The organism is Owenweeksia hongkongensis DSM 17368, assembly GCF_000236705.1.
Taxonomy (GTDB): domain Bacteria; phylum Bacteroidota; class Bacteroidia; order Flavobacteriales; family Schleiferiaceae; genus Owenweeksia; species Owenweeksia hongkongensis.
On record NC_016599.1, the window covers coordinates 33336 to 51594 of the forward strand.

Sequence of the window (18259 nt, forward strand, 5' to 3'; positions counted from 1 at the left end):
CAAATTAGGGAGCCAATTTATTGAAAAACAACAGAAGTGCATAAGAAATGTTTTGAAACGTTTTCGACTTCACTCATACTAAACGTTGCATTTTAGAAATGTTCGTCAATATTGGATATACGATGCTTCTCGGTTTTTGGATTTAGAGCAGCAGGTCTGCATGTTATTTTGTAAAAAGTTTACTTTAGAAGTAAAAATTTTCAACTAATCTAACATTTCATTTCTATGAGATATTATTTATTCATGGCACTTTGGTTAAGTGCTACCATGGCAATAGCTCAGGAGCGTCAAGTTGATCCTGTGGCTGTAAGTATAATGGACAGGATGGCATCCGTAATTGGCAATTTACACTCATGCAGTTTTTCGTTAACTGCGTCCAATGATATAAATGATTATCCATATGGGATGACAACTCACTTTACCGAAAGTGAAGTGCAGATGCTAGGACCTGATAAAATGTTGATTCACTCAAGAGGTGATGATCATCATAAGGGGTTTTGGTACAATGGTGATAAAATTGTGTACTACTCCTATGCCGAAAATAACTATGCTGTGATGGATGCACCGGGTAATATACTTTCGGCTATTGATTCTGTTCATCATACATACGGAATTGATTTCCCTGCCGCTGATTTCTTCTATCCAACTTTTACAGATGATATATTGGTACATTTTGATGAAGTGCAATATATCGGTGAAAAAAAGCTAAATGATAAGGAGTGTTTTCATATCAAAGCTTCAAATAAGGATATGGTAGTTCAGTTTTGGATTGCTGATGATGCTTTCAATCTACCAATGCGGTTTTCAATTGTGTATTTGAATCAGGAGGGAAACCCGAGATATGAGGCAACTTTTAAGGACTGGAAGATTAACCCGGTATTGCCTGAAGCGATTTTTGAATTTGCAGCGCCTCCGGGGGCTCGACAAATAGCCATTGCTGTAAAAAGTACAACCACCTCAAAAAAGTAAATGATGATAAAATTGAACGATATATACAGGTATTCTTTAATTGTCTTTTTATTGATTTTTACAGCGGTGCCGGATGTAGGTTTATCCCAACGCATGCCACACGGAGGTGGAGCTCGTGGTGGTATGAGCGGTCAAGCTCCTTCGAGGGCAGCACAAAGGCCAGCATCACGCCCAAGTAGACAAACTCGCCCGGCTCAAACACCCAATCGAACTATAAATGGAGGAGCACAACGATCACCAAACAGGCAAGTTCCGCAAAGCAGGCCTAGTGCAAATACAGGAAGTTCCAGAAATCTTAATGCAGGCGGAAACAGAACAAAACCTTCTAATGATAGGGCCACAGCAGCTAACAAGCCCAATAGAGGCGGGAATACTCCAAATAGCAGAGGAGATCGTGGTGATGTGAATGTGAATATTGATAATAGTAAGCATGTGAATATTAATAATAGAAATACGGTGGTACGTCCTGCGCCTAGGCCTTATGTAAGACCCCCGTATCGCTATGGTGGTTTTAGTTTTTACTGCTATCATCCATATCATTATCATCCTTATCGTCCCTACTATTGGGGGCCAGTTTGGCATCCATGGGGATTTTTCGTGGCAACCATGGCTACTACGGCTATTATTGTAAGCATTGAAAGTCAGCAGTATTACTATGATCAGGGTGTATATTATGTTTCATCTGACGGAGGGTATACTGTGGTTCAAGCTCCGGTGGGTGCTACTGTTGCTACTATACCCGATAATTCGCAAACGGTTGTTGTGAATGAAACCACCAATAATTATTACTACGGAGGCACTTATTATGAAAAAGATGATGACGGCTATATAGTAGTGCCACCTACGGCAGGAACGATTGTGGATAACTTACCGGAGGGCGCTGAAGAAGTAAAAGTAGGAGATCAAACCTATGTAAAGTATGGTGAAACTTATTATCAGCCTACCCAAGTAGATGGCAAAAATGTATATGAAGTAGTGGAAGTGAAGGATGAAGAGTAGACATGGTTTATTAGCATTTAAAATGGAAATGGGTGAGATTTATTCATCCTTTTCTTTTTTGTACTGCTCAAAGTAAACTCTTAGCCTAATTATAAACTCGTCAGTGGTAAAATTACCTTCCAAAGTATTTCGGGAGCGCTGCCAAATGAGATCAACCTGATAGTTCCAGTCAAGTTTTAACTCTTGCCCAAAACCAGCACTAAGTCGCGATGCGTTAAAGAAACGTTCGTCAACATTGCTGCCCAGAGGGAAAAAATATTCGGCTCCAGCAATAAGATATAAATACTCGGCTCTATTAGTTATCTTAAAGTAATTGCTGCGCACACTCAGCATATATCTAAAGCGGAAGTTTTGTTGTTGATTGTCAAAGTTATCCACAACGTCTGCCTGGTTGTAAAAGAGAAAGCGCTCTTCAAACCGAAGTCTATGAATGAAATAGAAATTATTGAAAGAGGGCCACTCGGCCTTCCCTTCTTGCGCAAGTCTCATTTCAAACATATCTGAAGGGTCACTTTGAAACGTTTGAAACAAACCTAAAGCCCCACTTACCTGGATGAAAGGTGTAAAGTGATACTTTAGGGTGGGTCGTACATATACCAACCCCCAATTGGGTTTGGAAATAATACCTCTCATACCCATATCCCCACCTATTCCCAGTTTATTAAATTTATTGTAGGTATAGTTGAAATCTGCCCATGTAATAAGAGAGATTTTATCTTGAGCAACAGAGGATTTGGCTAAAAGTAGAAACAGTGCCAAGGCTAAGTAAGAAAATAAAACGGAGTGTTTTCCGAATATCATTGATGTATGGCTGGAGATTCTTGTTAGTGAGTGAAATTAAGGAATTATGGCTTAAATGAAATTATAAAAGTGAGTATGACGTAACTGAGACTATATCGATAAGTCACTAAGGTAATAGCTGAATTTTTTTGATGAATGGTTCTAGTCAATGATAATGCTATGTTTATTCTTAGGCTTTACAAAGCAAAAGCCCTGTATCTTATTTGCTTTGATTAGGGTTTTAGATGCTTACCGGTTATGGTATGGTTAACTCATGTTTATTAAAAAGTGTTGTCTATTTTATTAATACTTTTAAGGGTAGATTTAATGATTTTTAAGATGCTTTGAAGAAATAAGATGTCACGTCAATTTGATAATATTATTTATAATGTTGGATGAATCTTTTGGGAATTCTAAATATAAGTTCATCGATTCGAAGTGAAAATAACAACAAACCACTCTCAACATGAAAAGAAATTTTACCCGATTATCCGTCTTTGTTTTGGGACTTGTCTTTACACAGAGTGTATTTGCCCAAACGGATACAACCAAACGTACTGATGAGGATGGTAAACTCATTCGCGAAATGAGTTTTGTGCCTTTGCCCGTAATTGCGGCCAATCCCGCAAATGGCTTTATGTATGGCTTAGCACCCTCGGCAAGTTGGCTCATGGGAAGTGAGGCTACTACAAGTAGATCTTCATTGGTATCTACCATAATATATACTACCAAGAAGCAGCTGATTCTAACATTTAAGACCAATGTGTTCTTAAAAGATGATGGTTGGAATCTGATGGGAGATTGGCGTTATTTTATCACTTCACAACCAACCTATGGTTTGGGAACGGGGCCTCAGTCGGCTAGGTTAGTGTCGAATGGAATTGAGTATGATGATGGAGACTTTTCAACCGGAATTTTGGAAGCACAGATGATGGAGTTTAACTACTTAAGACTTCACGAAACAGCTTTAAAGCGGTTTGGCGATTCGCGCTTTTTTGCAGGGGTAGGCTATCATTTGGATTTACATTCTAAAATAAATGATCAGCTATTAAATTTGGATACCATTCCACCTTCCATTACCTCGCATTATGCTTATTCTGATGATCGTGGATTTGATCCTGAGGGGTATACACTTTCTGGAATTTCGCTAAACGGACTTTATGATTCTCGGGATAACACTATTAATCCCTATTCAGGGCGCTATGCTTTTGTGTCTCTGCGCATTAATCCCGAGTTTTTAGGAAGTGATCAAAGCTCTACCATGTTGTGGGCAGAGTATCGTGATTATTTTGGCTTAAGCAAAAAAAGGCCAAGACACTTACTTGCACTGTGGGCTTATGGAAGCTTTGTTACCAGCGGTAATGTGCCATATTTAGATTTGCCAGCTGTAGGGTGGGATCAGTTTGGAAGATCAGGACGAGCTTATCCTCAAGGGCGCTTTAGAGGAGGAGGCGTAATGTATGGAGAGCTGGAGTATCGTTTTCCTTTACAGAAAAACAGCGATACTTTTGGAGGGGTGCTTTTTGCGAATGCTACAACTGCCAATAATAAGGATGCCAATATTGACCTATTTGAATATGTGGAACCAGGTGTAGGTGTTGGTTGGCGAATTATGCTGAACAAAAAAGCCAGAACTAATCTCACAATAGATTATTCGTGGGGAGCTTATGGCTCGCATGGCTTCTACCTCAATGTAAATGAGACTTTTTAGTTTTAGAAAAATTGTACAGCTTTAAATGGCTGTTGTGGTTTTATTGGCTTTTGTTTACGTACAAGTGTTTGAGTCAACCAAGTAAGATTCATTAGGCCTACAAGATTTCATTTGCATCTAGATTCTATCATCAGCATTGCGGTGTGTATCGTTCAGTTAGGTTCTAATAATGTTCATTGTTATTTTGCTATTGTCAGAGAATTACTGATTAATGGGAATCTATACTGATGTAAAATAAATGTTATTTTAATCTTAAGAAGAGCAACCTTACTGGGGTGCGTTAATGATTAATGCCCAAAGATTAAAGCGTAGCAAACTTTCGTTTTATTGAGAAGACATTAATTGGATCCACGTAAATATTTCTCTACCGCTATTAGGACTGTTCAACAACTTTTATATATTTAAACTGTAATATTTTTAGTACAGAATTATATCGTTTTTATGCAGCATAATTTACTGGTCCCATTTAAAAATTTCCTTATTGTTCTTTTGATTTCTGTGGCTTGTTGGCAATGTCAACAAGTGGAAAGTCAACCTGTTGAGGAGCGCTCGGATGATGAAGCCAGTGTTGGTTTGGAAGAAAAGTCACTAGAGAAGGTAGAAGGTATGGTTTGGATTCCTAGCGGGGTTTATCGTGTAGGGAGTGAAGATAAACATGCCAATAAATCCGAAGGACCTTCTCATGAAGTAAAGGTTTCTGGCTTTTATATGGATGAAACGGAGGTTACGAATGATGAGTTTAGAGAGTTTGTTGATGCGACTGGTTATCTCACGGTTGCCGAACGACCTGTAGATTGGGAAGAAATTAAGCAACAACTACCGCCCGGAACACCTAAGCCACATGATTCAATCTTGCAGCCCGGTTCTATGATTTTTCAGCCAGGCCCTACCTCTAATCTTTATGATATTTCTCAATGGTGGGCGTGGAAAATAGGTGCAGATTGGCAGCATCCTCATGGCCCTAATTCGGATATAAAAAAGAAGGGTGATTACCCTGTTGTTCATATAGCTTTTGAGGATGCACAAGCCTATGCTAAGTGGGCAGGAAAACGCCTTCCTACGGAGGCTGAATGGGAAATAGCAGCGCGTGGAGGAGAGCCTGCAAAACCATTTGCTTGGGGAGACAAGCTTACCCCAATGGGTGAGTATTTGGCTAACTTTTTTCAAGGCACTTTTCCGGATGGTAATACAGCCTTGGATGGCTACGGTAACTCCGCTCCTGTAAAAAGCTATGCGCCAAACGGATATGGATTATATGATATGATTGGTAATGTGTGGGAATGGACAAGCGATTGGTATCGCCCCGATACGCATGTACAAAACAAGCAAGCAGGATTGAAAGGGTGCATAAACCCCAATGGTCCATCAACAAGCTATGACCCTCAGGAACCATTGGTACCAAAGCGGGTAACGAAGGGAGGGTCTTTTTTATGCAGCGAAGAATATTGCAGCAATTACAGACCAAGTGCACGTATGGCTACCGCCTATGATTCAGGGCAAGAGCATTTAGGGTTTAGATGCGTGAAGAACTAGAATTATTCTGATCTTTTAACAAAGAAATTGATACCCGATACCGAAGTGTTTCAAAACAAAAAGATGAAAACCACCAATCCTGCCATTCAATGAAGAATTTCTACTCTTCAAAATTGATATTGAAGCTGCTGTTGGCAGCTTTAATTAGTGTTTTTTCTTTAGACTTATCTGGTCAAACAGCAGAGGAAACAGAGTCTTTTTTCCATAGTTTTACAGTAGGTATTGGGCATACTATGGTAGCCAAAGGTATAGAGGCGGGGGATAAAAAGTGGTTGGCACTTCCAAGCTGGGCTTTGGACTACAACTATCGCATAAATCCGAAATGGGGTGTAGGTATTCAAAATGAAATCATATTATCAGATTTTGAGGTAGAAACTTTCGATAATGAAAGGGTTATTTCTCGTAGCAAGCCTTTTTCATCAATTGCTGTTTTAGGGTATTATCCTTGGCGTGAAGTAATGGTGTTTATGGGGGCTGGTGCAGAAGTAGCTAAGGAAGAAAGTTTTGTGCTTTTGAGATTGGGTGCAGAGCCAGCATGGGAAATTAGCGAAAGGTTCAGTTTAGTATTAGGGCTTACCTATGATTTTAAAATAGAGGGGTATGATAGCTTCGGCTTAAGCTTAGGTGTGGAGTATAAGTTTTAAAAAGGATGTGCTTAAATTTTAAGTAACATTAACTTTTAACTTTCACTTATAAAGTCCTCAGTATTTAGTTTTACATAATTTGAAATAAAATTTTCTTCATAAAATTTAACCACAAACACTTGAATTATGATTAAAAAGTCGATTCTTTTACTAACCACCGTGTGTATGTCTTTTGGGGTATATGCTCAGAAAAAACCGAATATCCTTGTGATATGGGGAGATGATATCGGGTGGTTTAACATTAGCGCAAACAATAACGGTATGATGGGGTACCAAACCCCTAACATTGATCGCATCGCTGATGAAGGTGCATTATTTACGGACTGGTATGCCCAGCAATCCTGTACCGCAGGTAGAGCCGCTTTTATTTTGGGTCAACACCCATTTAGAACAGGCTTGCTTACAATTGGTATGCCTGGAGCTAAACAGGGTATTCAGGACAATCAACCTACGATAGCTGAGGTGCTAAAGCCTCATGGATACGTATCGGGTCAGTTTGGTAAAAACCATCTAGGAGACCGCGATGAGCATTTGCCTACCAAACATGGTTTTGATGAGTTTTTCGGAAACCTTTATCACCTGAATGCTGAAGAAGAGCCAGAAAGTTATTACTATCCAAAAGATCCAGAATTCCGCAAAAAGTATGGTCCTCGTGGTGTAATTCATTCCTATGCAGATGGTAGATTAGAGGATACGGGGCCATTGACCAAAAAACGTATGGAGACGGTTGATAGAGAGTTTGAAGAAGCTGCTATTAAATTCATAGAGAAAGCTCACGCGGATGGTAAGCCATTCTTTGTTTGGTTGAACTCTACTCGTATGCACGTGTGGACTCACCTTGACGATGAGAGCGAAGGTGTAACAGGTATTGGCCTTTACCCTGACGGAATGGTGGAGCATGATAAAGCTGTGGGGCGCGTATTGGCCAAGCTTGAGGAGCTCGGTATTATTGACAACACTATTATTATGTATTCTACAGATAATGGTGCCGAGAAATTCACATGGCCTGATGGAGGTACCACTCCATTTGCTGGCGAAAAAGGAACAACCTGGGAAGGTGGATTTCGTGTGCCATGTGCTATCCGTTGGCCTGGGGTGATTGAACCAGGAACAGTTTTTAATGATATTTTCTCACATGAGGATATGATGCCAACTCTTGCAGCAGCAGCTGGCGAGCCTAAGTTGGTAGAAAAAATGCTAAAAGGCTACAGTGCTAATGGCAAAACCTTTAATGCACATTTAGATGGGTACAATATGCTGCCATTTTTGAAAGGTGATGTTGAAGAATCTCCAAGAAAGGAAATCTTCTATTTTGACGCATCTGGTAATATGAATGCAATTCGTTACAATAACTTTAAGCTGCACTTTACTATTATGGAGGGATCTATCGCAGAAGCCTACCGTAAGTCACCAAGCTGGCCGGTTGTAATCAACCTAAGGGCTGATCCATTTGAAGTTTCACAAGAATCTGCTCTGTACATAAAATGGTATGCAGATAACATGTGGATGTTTGTTCCTGCACAGCAATTGGCAGCTAACTTCTTACAGTCTTTCGAAAAATACCCACCAGTAAAGGGTTCGTCACTTTCTGTTGACGAAGTGGTTGAGAGTATGAAGACAGGCCCACGAAACTAATCGACATTAAATAATTGTAATGCCGAATTCTAAAGGAGTGCTTGTTTTTTCAAGTGCTCCTTTTTTTTAGAACAGTTTTAGCATCTAAATCCATTTAAAAACAGTTTATGAAAAAAAATATACTTTCCTGCGCATTGGTATTTGCTCTATTAACGAATTGCACGCCATCGAAAGAAGATAATACCCATGCACAACCAGATACTCCGTTAAAACAAGAACAGGCGGCTGATCCATTATCATCTTGGAATGAAGGTGCCACCAAAAAGGCAATAATCGATTTTGTAGAAAAGACCACCACCGAAGGTTCTACAGATTTTGTGGAGGTGAAAAACCGAATCGCAACCTTCGATAATGATGGTAATCTATGGAGTGAGCAGCCACTTTATTTTCAGTTAATTTTCGCGATGGATAGAATAAAAGGCATGGCGGAAGGGCATCCAGAATGGAAAAACGAGGAGCCTTATAAATCTATTTTGGAAGGTAATGTAGAAAAGGCTCTTGCTGGAGGAACGAAATCAATTTTGGCACTAGTTATGGCCAGCCATGCAGGAATGACAACGGATGAATTTAATCAAGAGGTGAACGATTGGCTAGCAACTGCAAAACACCCAAAAACGGGAAAGCCTTTCAACGAAATGATTTACCAACCTATGGTAGAGTTGCTCGATTACTTGCGAGCTAATGACTACAAAACATTTATTGTTTCTGGGGGAGGTGTAGATTTTATGCGCGCTTGGGTTGAAGAAGCATATGGCATACCTCCACATCAAGTTATAGGCAGTTCTAATAAAGTGAAATATGAAGTTAGTGAAGATGGAACACCTACATTGATAAAGCAAGCGGAGTTAAACTTTATTGATGATAAAGAAGGTAAGCCTGTGGGTATTCATCAATACATAGGTATGCGACCTGTTTTTGCTTCGGGTAATTCGGATGGTGATTATCAAATGCTGGAGTATACCATGGCGGGAAATGGTCCTCGTTTCGGACTATTATTACACCATACCGATTCTATTCGTGAATTTGCCTATGACCGTGAGTCGCACATTGGGCAGCTCAATAAAGGTCTTGATGATGCTGAAAAAATGGGGTGGACTGTAATTGACATGAAGAAAGACTGGAAAAAGGTCTACCATTTTGAAAAGTAGAATAACCATTATTCTAGTTATTTGAGGATTATTTAAATCTGTATTTTTTATCATGTTATTCTTGAAGGAAAATGTAGAGTAGCACAAAAAATTCTATTATTTTAACAACTTCTAATCAAATAAAAACCTTATGAAAAAAACGGTATTGTCGCTAGCTGGCGCATTTTTAATGCTTTCAGCCACAGCACAAAAAAAGCCAAATATCCTTGTCCTTTGGGGTGATGATATAGGTCAATCAAACATTAGTGCCTATACCATGGGAATGGTGGGTTACAGAACTCCTAATATTGATAAAATAGCTAAAGAGGGGATGATCTTTACTGATTACTACGCAGAGCAAAGTTGTACTGCGGGTCGTTCTTCTTTTATCCTTGGTCAAAGTGTATTTCGTACAGGGTTGAGCAAAGTGGGTATGCCTGGAGCCAAAGAAGGTATTTCTGAAAAAGATCCAACTATAGCAGAACTGTTAAAGCCTGCGGGTTATGCAACGGGTCAGTTTGGTAAAAACCACCTGGGTGATCGTGATGAGCATTTGCCAACAAACCACGGTTTCGATGAATTTTTTGGAAACCTGTATCACTTAAATGCTGAAGAAGAGCCAGAATTGCCTGATTACCCGAATCCAGAAGAGTATCCTGATTTTAGAAAAAATTATGGTCCTCGAGGTGTAATTCATTCAACGGCTGATGGGAAAGTGGAAGATACGGGACCCTTAACCAAAAAGCGTATGGAAACTATTGATGATGAGTCATCAAAGGCTGCCATGGATTGGATTAGAAAACAGCATGAAGCAGGCAAGCCTTGGTTTTGTTGGTGGAATGGAACACGCATGCACTTTAGAACTCACGTAAAAGAAGAGCATCGTGGACTTTCTGGCCAAAATGAATATGGTGATGGAATGGTAGAGCACGATATGCACATCGGTATGTTCCTGGATTTATTAGATGAATTAGGAATAGCTGAAAATACCATTGTAATGTATTCTACCGATAATGGTCCACATAAAAACACATGGCCGGATGCTGGTGTAAACCCATTTAGAGGTGAGAAAAACACCAACTGGGAAGGTGGTTGGAGAGTGCCAGCTATGGTGCGTTGGCCAAATAAAATTGAAGCCGGTTCTGTTTCCAACGAAGTGATGAGTGGAATGGATTGGATGCCTACATTCCTTGCGGCAGCTGGACAAAAAGACGTTCCAGAAAAACTATTGAAAGGTTACAATGCTAATGGAAAGAGTTTTAAAGTTCATTTGGATGGCTATAATTTCTTGCCTTATTTGACAGGAAATGAAGAAAAAGGGCCGCGTAAAGAAATTTTCTATTTCTCTGATGATGGTGATTTAACTGCAATGCGTTATGATGATTGGAAGTTGATTTTTATGGAGCAACGCAGTCCTGGTACTCTTGCTGTATGGGCAAATCCATTTACTCCTTTAAGAGCTCCTTTGATTTTTAACTTGAGAAGAGATCCTTATGAATTTGCTACTGTTACATCTAACACATATTATGACTGGTGGTTAGATCACGCATTTTTATTGGTTCCTGCACAGGATATTGTTGCGGATTTCTTAGGAACTTTCAAAGAATATCCACCACGTATGAAAGCGGCTAGTTTTAGTTTGGATAAAGTTTTAGATCAACTTTCAACCCCGACTAATAATTAATCTTTTTTTAATTGATTTTGAAAGCTCGAAGAACATTGGTTTTTCGAGCTTTTTTATTTTTAATAAAAACCACAATTGCTTTTGTTATTTTAGGCATAGAATTGAACCAATCAATATTACATCACATGACGCCATATGAATCCATACTTGAGCTAAAAAAACGAATGCAGGCCTCCATCATTGGGCAAGATGATTTGGTAGATCGAATCATTTTAGTATTGCTGGCCAATGGAAATATGCTTCTTGAAGGCTTACCCGGATTGGCAAAAACCCGTGCTATTAAATCGCTAGCCAAAGAGCTGAATTGTGGATTAAGCCGAATACAGTTTACGCCAGATTTGCTGCCAAGTGATGTTACAGGAACAGAGATCTACCAACCTGAAACGGAAGAAAAATTCATCTTTCAAAAAGGACCGATTTTTAGTAATTTAATTTTGGCCGATGAGATAAATCGCTCGCCAGCCAAAGTGCAAGCAGCTTTGCTTGAAGCGATGGAGGAACGCCAAGTTTCGGTAGCCGGAAAAACCTATATAATGGATACGTTATTTATGGTAATGGCTACTCAAAACCCGGTGGAGCAAGAGGGAACTTACCCGCTACCGGAAGCACAAATGGACCGCTTCCTTATGCACGTTATTATCAGTTATCCCGATGATGGTTCAGAGCTGAAAATCATGCGCCTCAACCGAGAGGAACAGCATAGTGGAGAAAAAGCTGAAAAAGAAAGATTGGCACCAGAAGTAGTTTTTGCTGCGCGCGAAGAAATTGCCAAAGTGAAGATTTCGGAGCCCATGGAAAAATACATTGTCGACATTATTTCGGCCACACGCTACCCAGATAAATACAGCGAAGAATTAGACGCTTGGTTAGATTTTGGCGCCAGCCCACGTGGCAGCATTGCGATTGATCGCGCTTGCCGCACCCATGCCTGGATGATGGGCAATGACTTTGTTTCGCCAGATAATATTCGTGCTGTGGTGCACGATTGTCTACGCCACAGAATTATGCTGAGTTACGAAGCCAATGCCGAAGGCATTACCCCAGATAAAGTGCTGGATGAAATATTGGAGAAAGTAGCTGTTGTGGCATAGTTAAAATGAGTTCAAAACAGGCAACATACCCAAAAGACGTTTTTACGTCTCTCCAAGAACTTCTCCGCATGGAAGGTGTTTCGCGGCATTTTAGTCTGCGGGCCAACCGCCAAAAAGTGAGCAGTATTTTGGGTGGAAAGCATGCCTCTAAATTGCGCGGCCGCGGTCTCGATTTTGAAGAAGTGCGCCTGTACAGCAAAGGCGATGACATTCGCAACATAGACTGGAAAGTAACGGCTCGCACCCAGCAAACACACACACGTGTTTTTTCGGAAGAAAAAGAAAAACCCGCACTCATTATTGTAGACCAAAGCAAAAGCATGTTTTTTGGGTCGCAAAAGCGCACCAAATCTGTGGTGGCGGCAGAGCTGGCAGTAACCTTGGCCTTTCAAGTTTTAAAACAAGGAGACCGCGTAGGCGGAATTGTAATGGCCGATGAAGGCACAGATATTATTTTCCCAAAGCGTGACCGTAAAAATATTCTACGCTTTCTGGAGAGAATCGTAGTACGAAATCATGAGTTGAATCATTCGAAACCTATTGATTTTGCAGCTTCACTGAAAGATGTAATGGCCAAAACGCGCAACATCGTTACCCACGATTTTTTGGTGGTCATCATCAGTGATTTTCATCGCTATTCACCTGAGGTGACCAAATACATCAAGCAATTGGCGCAGCACAATGATGTGATGTTGGCCAAAGTTTTTGACCCTATGGAGCGCAACATCCCCAACGAAAAGTTTATTGCGGGAAACGCGCAACATCAGGTAAGTGTAGATGGTAAAAAGAAACAACTTCGTAAAAAATTTGAGGAGGGTTTTGATAATGATTTTGAGGATTTTAAAACTGAATTGAAAAAACATAGGATTCCCTCATTTAGCGTAAGTACCATAGATTCTTTGGAAGATCAGATTAAGGAATATTTTAAAAAATCAAGTAAATGAGTTTGCTTTTGCAAATAGCTCCGTCTGATTCATTGACAACAGTAGTTGCTGACTTGAACCTAGGACCATTGCAGGAGCCAGCTGATGTGGCTTTTACTTTTGAAACTATAGGGTGGCCAATTCTAGCCATACTTATGTTGATATTGATTATTGTCTTTTCATTTTTTCAAATGAGAAAATACAAACGCAATCAATACCGCAGAGAAGCCCTTGCAGAATTGAAAAAAGTAGCTTCTGGCGAGTTAGATTTTGCCTACAGCATGGTGCTAGTTAAGCGTACGGCAATTCAGGCCTTTGGTCGCGAAAAAGCAGGTAAACTAGCGGGAAAGGAATGGTTCACTTTTCTGGACGAAAACGCAAAGAATGTTAGTTTTTTATCTGTGCTTACAGAAATAGAAGCTCTTATTTATAAAAGTGAAATTCCCGAAAAAACAACCCAAGAAAAAATAATAGTCAACGCCAAAAACTGGATATCCACTCATGTTGCCCGATAATTTTGAACTCGCCTTTCCTTGGATGCTGTGGCTTTTGCCACTGCCCATCCTCGTGTATTTTATCCTGCCACCGTTGCGGATGAAAAGCGAGGCGCTCTATTTTCCAGGTTTTAAAAAGGCTGCAGGATACACAGGTGATAAGCCTCGAAAATCAGCCATGGTAAAGCGCAGGAACTTTTTCAGTTGGTTGATTTTGATGATAATTTGGGTATTAATGATAGGTGCACTTTCATCTCCACAATTGGTGGGTGAGCCCGAAATGAAAGTAAAAACCGCACGAAACTTTTTGATTACAGCTGATATTTCTTTTAGCATGGCGCAAAAGGACTGGAAGCTTGAAGACAAGAAAGTGCGCAGGTGGGATGCCGTAAAAAGCCTGATGCATGATTTTATAAAAGAGCGAAAAGGTGATCGAATGGGTTTAGTTTTTTTTGCCACCAATTCGTACGTTCAAGCCCCTTTTACTCCTGATTTACAAACCGTGGATCAACTGCTAGATGAAGCCGATGTGGGGATGGCAGGGCAAATGACACATATTGGAAAGGCGATTAGTATGGGTATAAGTCTCTTTAAAGAAGATACTATAAAAACCAAAGTAATGCTGTTGCTCACAGATGGTGTGGACGGGGGTGCAGATATTCTTCCTCTTGACGGAGCCGAGATGGCAAAAAAAGATTCGGTTATTATTTACACCATTGGCATTGGCGAGCCCGGCACAAGTGGTTCTGATTTGGATGAGAAAACACTTCAGGAGATAGCTGAGATTACAGGAGGAAAATACTTTCGTGCAAAAGATGCTGATGCGCTAAAGCAGGTTTATGAAGAAGTAAACAAGCTGGAACCTATAGAATTTGAGGAAGAAGAAAACCGACCAGTAACGTTGCTATATATGTACCCGCTGGGAGCAGCATTGGGCTTGGCTTTGGCAGCAAGCTTTTTGAGTGTTCTTGTAAGTTTACTTATGCAGTTGATCAATAAAAGATGACAGATATTTTCCCCATAATATGGAGTGATTTTCACTTTTTGCGACCTCATTTTTTGTGGGGTTTTGCAGGTGTTGCTGTCATTTTAATATTGGGATTATTGAATGCCCGTGAAAATGCGGGTTGGAAAAAACATATTGCAGCACACCTAAGGCCATTTGTAATTAGCAAGGGAAGTGCTTCAATAAAAATTGTGATGCAGTTTGTTCAAGCTATTGCCTTGAGCTGCGCTGTGCTGGCACTGGCCGGGCCAACTTGGAAAAAAGTGCAATTACCCGGGCAAATTTTGGAAACGCCTATGGTTATTCTGCTTGACCTTTCGCAAAGCATGATGGCCGATGATATTCAGCCGACAAGGCTGGAGCGAGCTAAATTTAAAATCAATGATTTCCTGGATTCCAAACCAGGTGCCAGGGTTTCTTTGGTAGGGTTTGCAGGCACTGCACATACCATTGTTCCGCTTACGCGTGACTATAAAATCATTAAAAATCATGTTGAAACCTTGTCACCTAAGGTGATGCCTTTTCTTGGAAGCGATTTGAAAAAGGCGTTAGATCTGGCTGACACATTGATGAGCATAACCACAGCGCCTGGCACTGTGTTGGTTTTTTCGGATGATTTTGATAACCAAGACTTTGATGTGATTCAAAATTTTATTGAACCATTAAAATCCACTACGCCTAGCCGAAACAAGATTGAAATAATGCCCATGAATACACCTAGTGGTGCCGATGTACCGGCCTATAGTGGTCGTGGGTTTTTGAAAAACGATGGTAAGGCGCTTCATTCTTCACTAAATAGTGCGGTGCTTTCACAGATTGGTGGTTTGGAAAATGTAACAATCCATCAACTCACTTTAGATAATAGTGATGTAGAATTGATTGCTAAAAATGTAAGCGATCATTTAAAATTTACCGAAGCACCTACCGAAAAAGAGGACGAATGGCGAGATGTAGGATTGCTGTTGGCAGCACCTTCGGCCTTGTTGATTTTGATGTGGTTCCGCAAAGGGTGGGTGGTTTTTTCATTATTGATGATGGTGAGCTTAAGTAGCTGTAATAGCTCAAATAAAGTGGAAGATTTTAATGACTTATGGTTTACCCGAGATTATCAAGGACAAAAGGAAAGTAAGGCAGGGCACTTTGTAGAAGCTGCAAACTTGTATAAAGATCCATTGCGACAGGGGGTGGCATATTTTAAAGCTGGAGAATATGATGAAGCTATTCGTGCTTTTAGTAGAGATACTTCGGCTATGGGAGCTTACAATTTGGGGTTAGCTTATGTGCAAAATGGCGATTTGGCTGCGGCACAATTGGCATTTGGAGAAGCGATAAAACTTGATCCAGAAAACGAAACAGCGCGTAACAATTATAATAAGTTGGGCCATGTATTAGAAGGTGAGTCTGAAGCAAGCATGGCAGATGCACAGGAAGCTGGAGCTGAAAAAGGAAAAGCCAAAAATGAGCAAAACAAAAGCCCCGAAGACTTAAGCGGAGGAGGGCAGAAAGCTACCAAAAAGGACATGGAAAAAGAGCGTTTGGAAGAAACTGTGAATACGGATATCCGAAAGGCAAAGGAACAAGATGAAGTGCCAGTTGATTTTAAATCTGGAGAAAACAACAATCAGCAAATGGTAATGATGCAAAAATTGGATGATGACCCTGCTCGTTTTTTAATGAAGAAATTTGAGTTTGAAGCCAAACGGAAAAACCTAAAACCAAATCCTGATGAGAAGCCTTGGTAAAATCGTTTTTCTGACCTGGGTATTAGGGGTGCTATTGGTATTTTTATCTCATTCAGCGCAAGCACAAAAGCTATGGTCAGAGGTGAGCTTAAATAAACAAAGCGTTTATTTGGGAGAACCCGTGGAGGTTACCGTTTCAGTATATACTTCCACTTGGTTTACGGCTGGTGTAGATCCTGGAAATGTAAAAGTAAAAGACGCCTACACTGTTTTTTTTAGAAACGTAAGCACTAGTAAAACGGTAGCAGGAAAAACAGTTTCAGGTGTTCAAATGATTTTTAATGTATTTCCAAACTCGGCTAAGAATATCACTTTTCCAGAGCTGGAAATAGAGGTGGAAACTCCAAAGGAAGGTGGGTATAAAGGTATTGCTCATGTGGTAAAGACAAAACCGCACCAAATAAAAGTTCGTCCTATTCCTCCAGGTTTTGAAGCTGAGCAATGGTTGGTAACCACTAGTCTCTCTGTAAGCCAGCAGTGGGATGCGGATATAAAAAACGTGAAAGTGGGTGATGTGCTTACGCGAACTATATCTAGAAATGCGGCCAATACGGTTAGTCAGCTTTTGCCCCCGGTAATTTGGGATAGTGTAGCTGGCATCAGCGAGTATCCTTATCGAAGCAATGTAGAAAGTCATAGGAGTAAAACTGCAATCAGCGCCAAGCGTACAGAAACTATGCGTTATCTTTTTGAAAAAGAAGGAGAAGTGATTTTACCGGAAATGGAGTTTACCTGGTGGAATCCTTACCATAAGAAGTTGTATAAGCGTACTTTAAAAGAAGTAAAAATTGACGTGCAGCCCAATCCGGATTTAGGGATGCTGGCCAGTGTGCGTGATAGTTTACAAGCACAAATTGCGAAAACTGAAGCAGCTGAAGAACAGGCTGAGGCACCCTTCACCATATTGGGCATGAGCGTGAAAAAGTTTGTCACTGTTTTAGCGTCTATTATTCTGTTGTTAGTGGCTTTGATGTTAATGTTGAAATGGGCTCTCAACTATCGAAGAAATTACTTACTAAAGTATCATAGTTCCGAACTTTATTACTTCAGAAAACTGAAGAAAGCTATAAGACGTAATAATAACAAAGAGCAAGTAAAAAACTTGTATATATGGATTGATAGATTACACTTAAAAGAGCCTACATTAACTTACTTTGCCGAAGTATATGGAACTGAGAATTTTTACAATCAAGCACAACTTTTTGAAAGTAGGATTGCGGAAGGAGATCTTACTTATAAACTCGATGTTAAGGAATTAAGTAAAGGAAGAAAAAAGTTTGTTGAATCAGGTAGATATACTATAATCACTAATGGATGGATAAACCCTTAAATTTTTAGAGCGAAAAAGTGTAAAATTATTTGGGAGAGAAATATTGATTGGAGTACTTTTAAAGAATTGTTAACCAACTATATTTATTTAAAATGAAAAAGTTATTAGTGCTAAGTTTAGTGATGTCAATGTTTTCTGGCTATTCTCAGTCAAGTAAAGAAGAAGTAGATTATTATCAATCCATTTTCGGAATGGGTAAAAAAGAAGTGGTAGCTGAGTTAATTTCTTTGGATGCCGAAACAAAGGATTCTTTTTGGAAAATTTATGATGAGTATGAAACGAGCAGGAAGGAACTTGGAAAAGACAGAATCATACTTTTGGAAAAATATGCCAACGGATATGAGTCTATGTCTGCCGAGGAACTAAATTCGATCATGAAGGAGTCTATGAGTTTGTCTGTGAAAACAGATAAACTTATTGGGGCTTACTATAAGAGGTTGGAAAAAGAGGCTGGAGTATTGGCAGCATCTCAGTTTTATCACATAGAATCTTACCTGGTGAGTGAAATAAGAGTCGCAATTTTTGGAAATATACCAATGATGGAAAAGATAAAGAAGTAAAATTTGAAAGAGGCTCTTAAATAGAGCCTCT

The 18259-nt window shown here is 39.9% G+C and carries 16 protein-coding genes; 15 read left to right on the top strand and 1 reads right to left on the bottom strand.

Translation table 11 applies throughout. The features are described from left to right. Window positions 1–225 precede the first annotated feature (225 nt). A complete protein-coding gene (locus OWEHO_RS00165) occupies window positions 226–969 on the top strand; it encodes a DUF2092 domain-containing protein (RefSeq protein WP_014200420.1) in 744 nt (247 codons plus the stop codon). Between the two features lie 3 nt (window positions 970–972). Then, window positions 973–1968: a DUF6515 family protein gene (locus OWEHO_RS00170; RefSeq protein WP_014200421.1), complete on the top strand. Its 996-nt coding sequence runs from the start codon at window positions 973–975 to the stop codon at window positions 1966–1968. Window positions 1969–2007: 39 nt separating this feature from the next. Here OWEHO_RS00170 and OWEHO_RS00175 read toward each other — a convergent pair whose 3' ends face one another. Then, window positions 2008–2769 carry a DUF2490 domain-containing protein gene (locus OWEHO_RS00175; protein WP_014200422.1) on the bottom strand — a complete coding sequence of 254 codons (762 nt, stop codon included), beginning with the start codon at window positions 2767–2769 and terminating at the stop codon, window positions 2008–2010. 445 nt (window positions 2770–3214) lie between these two features. On the opposite strand from OWEHO_RS00175, the gene OWEHO_RS00180 reads away from it, so the two are divergent. From OWEHO_RS00180 to OWEHO_RS00240, 13 genes are all read left to right on the top strand, one after another. Next, entirely contained in the window at window positions 3215–4459 is a 1245-nt protein-coding gene (locus OWEHO_RS00180) for a BamA/TamA family outer membrane protein (RefSeq protein WP_014200423.1), read from the top strand. Window positions 4460–4900: 441 nt separating this feature from the next. Further along, window positions 4901–5992, top strand: coding sequence for a formylglycine-generating enzyme family protein (locus OWEHO_RS00185; RefSeq protein WP_014200424.1), 1092 nt, complete (start codon window positions 4901–4903; stop codon window positions 5990–5992). Between the two features lie 89 nt (window positions 5993–6081). Further along, the gene (locus OWEHO_RS00190) at window positions 6082–6636 is read left to right on the top strand and encodes a hypothetical protein (protein ID WP_014200425.1); all 555 of its coding nucleotides are present in this window, start codon (window positions 6082–6084) and stop codon (window positions 6634–6636) included. Window positions 6637–6762: 126 nt separating this feature from the next. Beyond that, window positions 6763–8271, top strand: a complete 1509-nt coding sequence (locus OWEHO_RS00195; protein ID WP_014200426.1) for an arylsulfatase — start codon at window positions 6763–6765, stop codon at window positions 8269–8271. Between the two features lie 107 nt (window positions 8272–8378). After that, window positions 8379–9419, top strand: a complete 1041-nt coding sequence (locus OWEHO_RS00200; protein WP_014200427.1) for an HAD family hydrolase — start codon at window positions 8379–8381, stop codon at window positions 9417–9419. A gap of 130 nt (window positions 9420–9549) precedes the next feature. Further along, window positions 9550–11082: an arylsulfatase gene (locus OWEHO_RS00205; protein ID WP_014200428.1), complete on the top strand. Its 1533-nt coding sequence runs from the start codon at window positions 9550–9552 to the stop codon at window positions 11080–11082. 125 nt (window positions 11083–11207) lie between these two features. Beyond that, on the top strand, window positions 11208–12173 hold the full coding sequence (locus tag OWEHO_RS00210; RefSeq protein ID WP_041627729.1) for an AAA family ATPase: 966 nt from the start codon (window positions 11208–11210) through the stop codon (window positions 12171–12173). Between the two features lie 5 nt (window positions 12174–12178). Then, the gene (locus tag OWEHO_RS00215) at window positions 12179–13117 is read left to right on the top strand and encodes a DUF58 domain-containing protein (RefSeq protein ID WP_014200430.1); all 939 of its coding nucleotides are present in this window, start codon (window positions 12179–12181) and stop codon (window positions 13115–13117) included. Continuing rightward, window positions 13114–13611 carry a DUF4381 domain-containing protein gene (locus OWEHO_RS00220; protein ID WP_014200431.1) on the top strand — a complete coding sequence of 166 codons (498 nt, stop codon included), beginning with the start codon at window positions 13114–13116 and terminating at the stop codon, window positions 13609–13611. Before OWEHO_RS00215 ends, OWEHO_RS00220 begins: the two co-directional genes overlap by 4 nt. Further along, on the top strand, window positions 13598–14596 hold the full coding sequence (locus tag OWEHO_RS00225; RefSeq protein ID WP_014200432.1) for a VWA domain-containing protein: 999 nt from the start codon (window positions 13598–13600) through the stop codon (window positions 14594–14596). Before OWEHO_RS00220 ends, OWEHO_RS00225 begins: the two co-directional genes overlap by 14 nt. Continuing rightward, on the top strand, window positions 14593–16338 hold the full coding sequence (locus OWEHO_RS00230) for a VWA domain-containing protein (protein ID WP_014200433.1): 1746 nt from the start codon (window positions 14593–14595) through the stop codon (window positions 16336–16338). The genes OWEHO_RS00225 and OWEHO_RS00230 overlap by 4 nt, the downstream gene beginning before the upstream one ends. After that, entirely contained in the window at window positions 16322–17668 is a 1347-nt protein-coding gene (locus OWEHO_RS00235; RefSeq protein ID WP_014200434.1) for a BatD family protein, read from the top strand. Before OWEHO_RS00230 ends, OWEHO_RS00235 begins: the two co-directional genes overlap by 17 nt. A 92-nt stretch (window positions 17669–17760) precedes the next feature. Further along, a complete protein-coding gene (locus tag OWEHO_RS00240) occupies window positions 17761–18228 on the top strand; it encodes a hypothetical protein (RefSeq protein ID WP_014200435.1) in 468 nt (155 codons plus the stop codon). The last annotated feature ends 31 nt before the right edge of the window (window positions 18229–18259 follow it).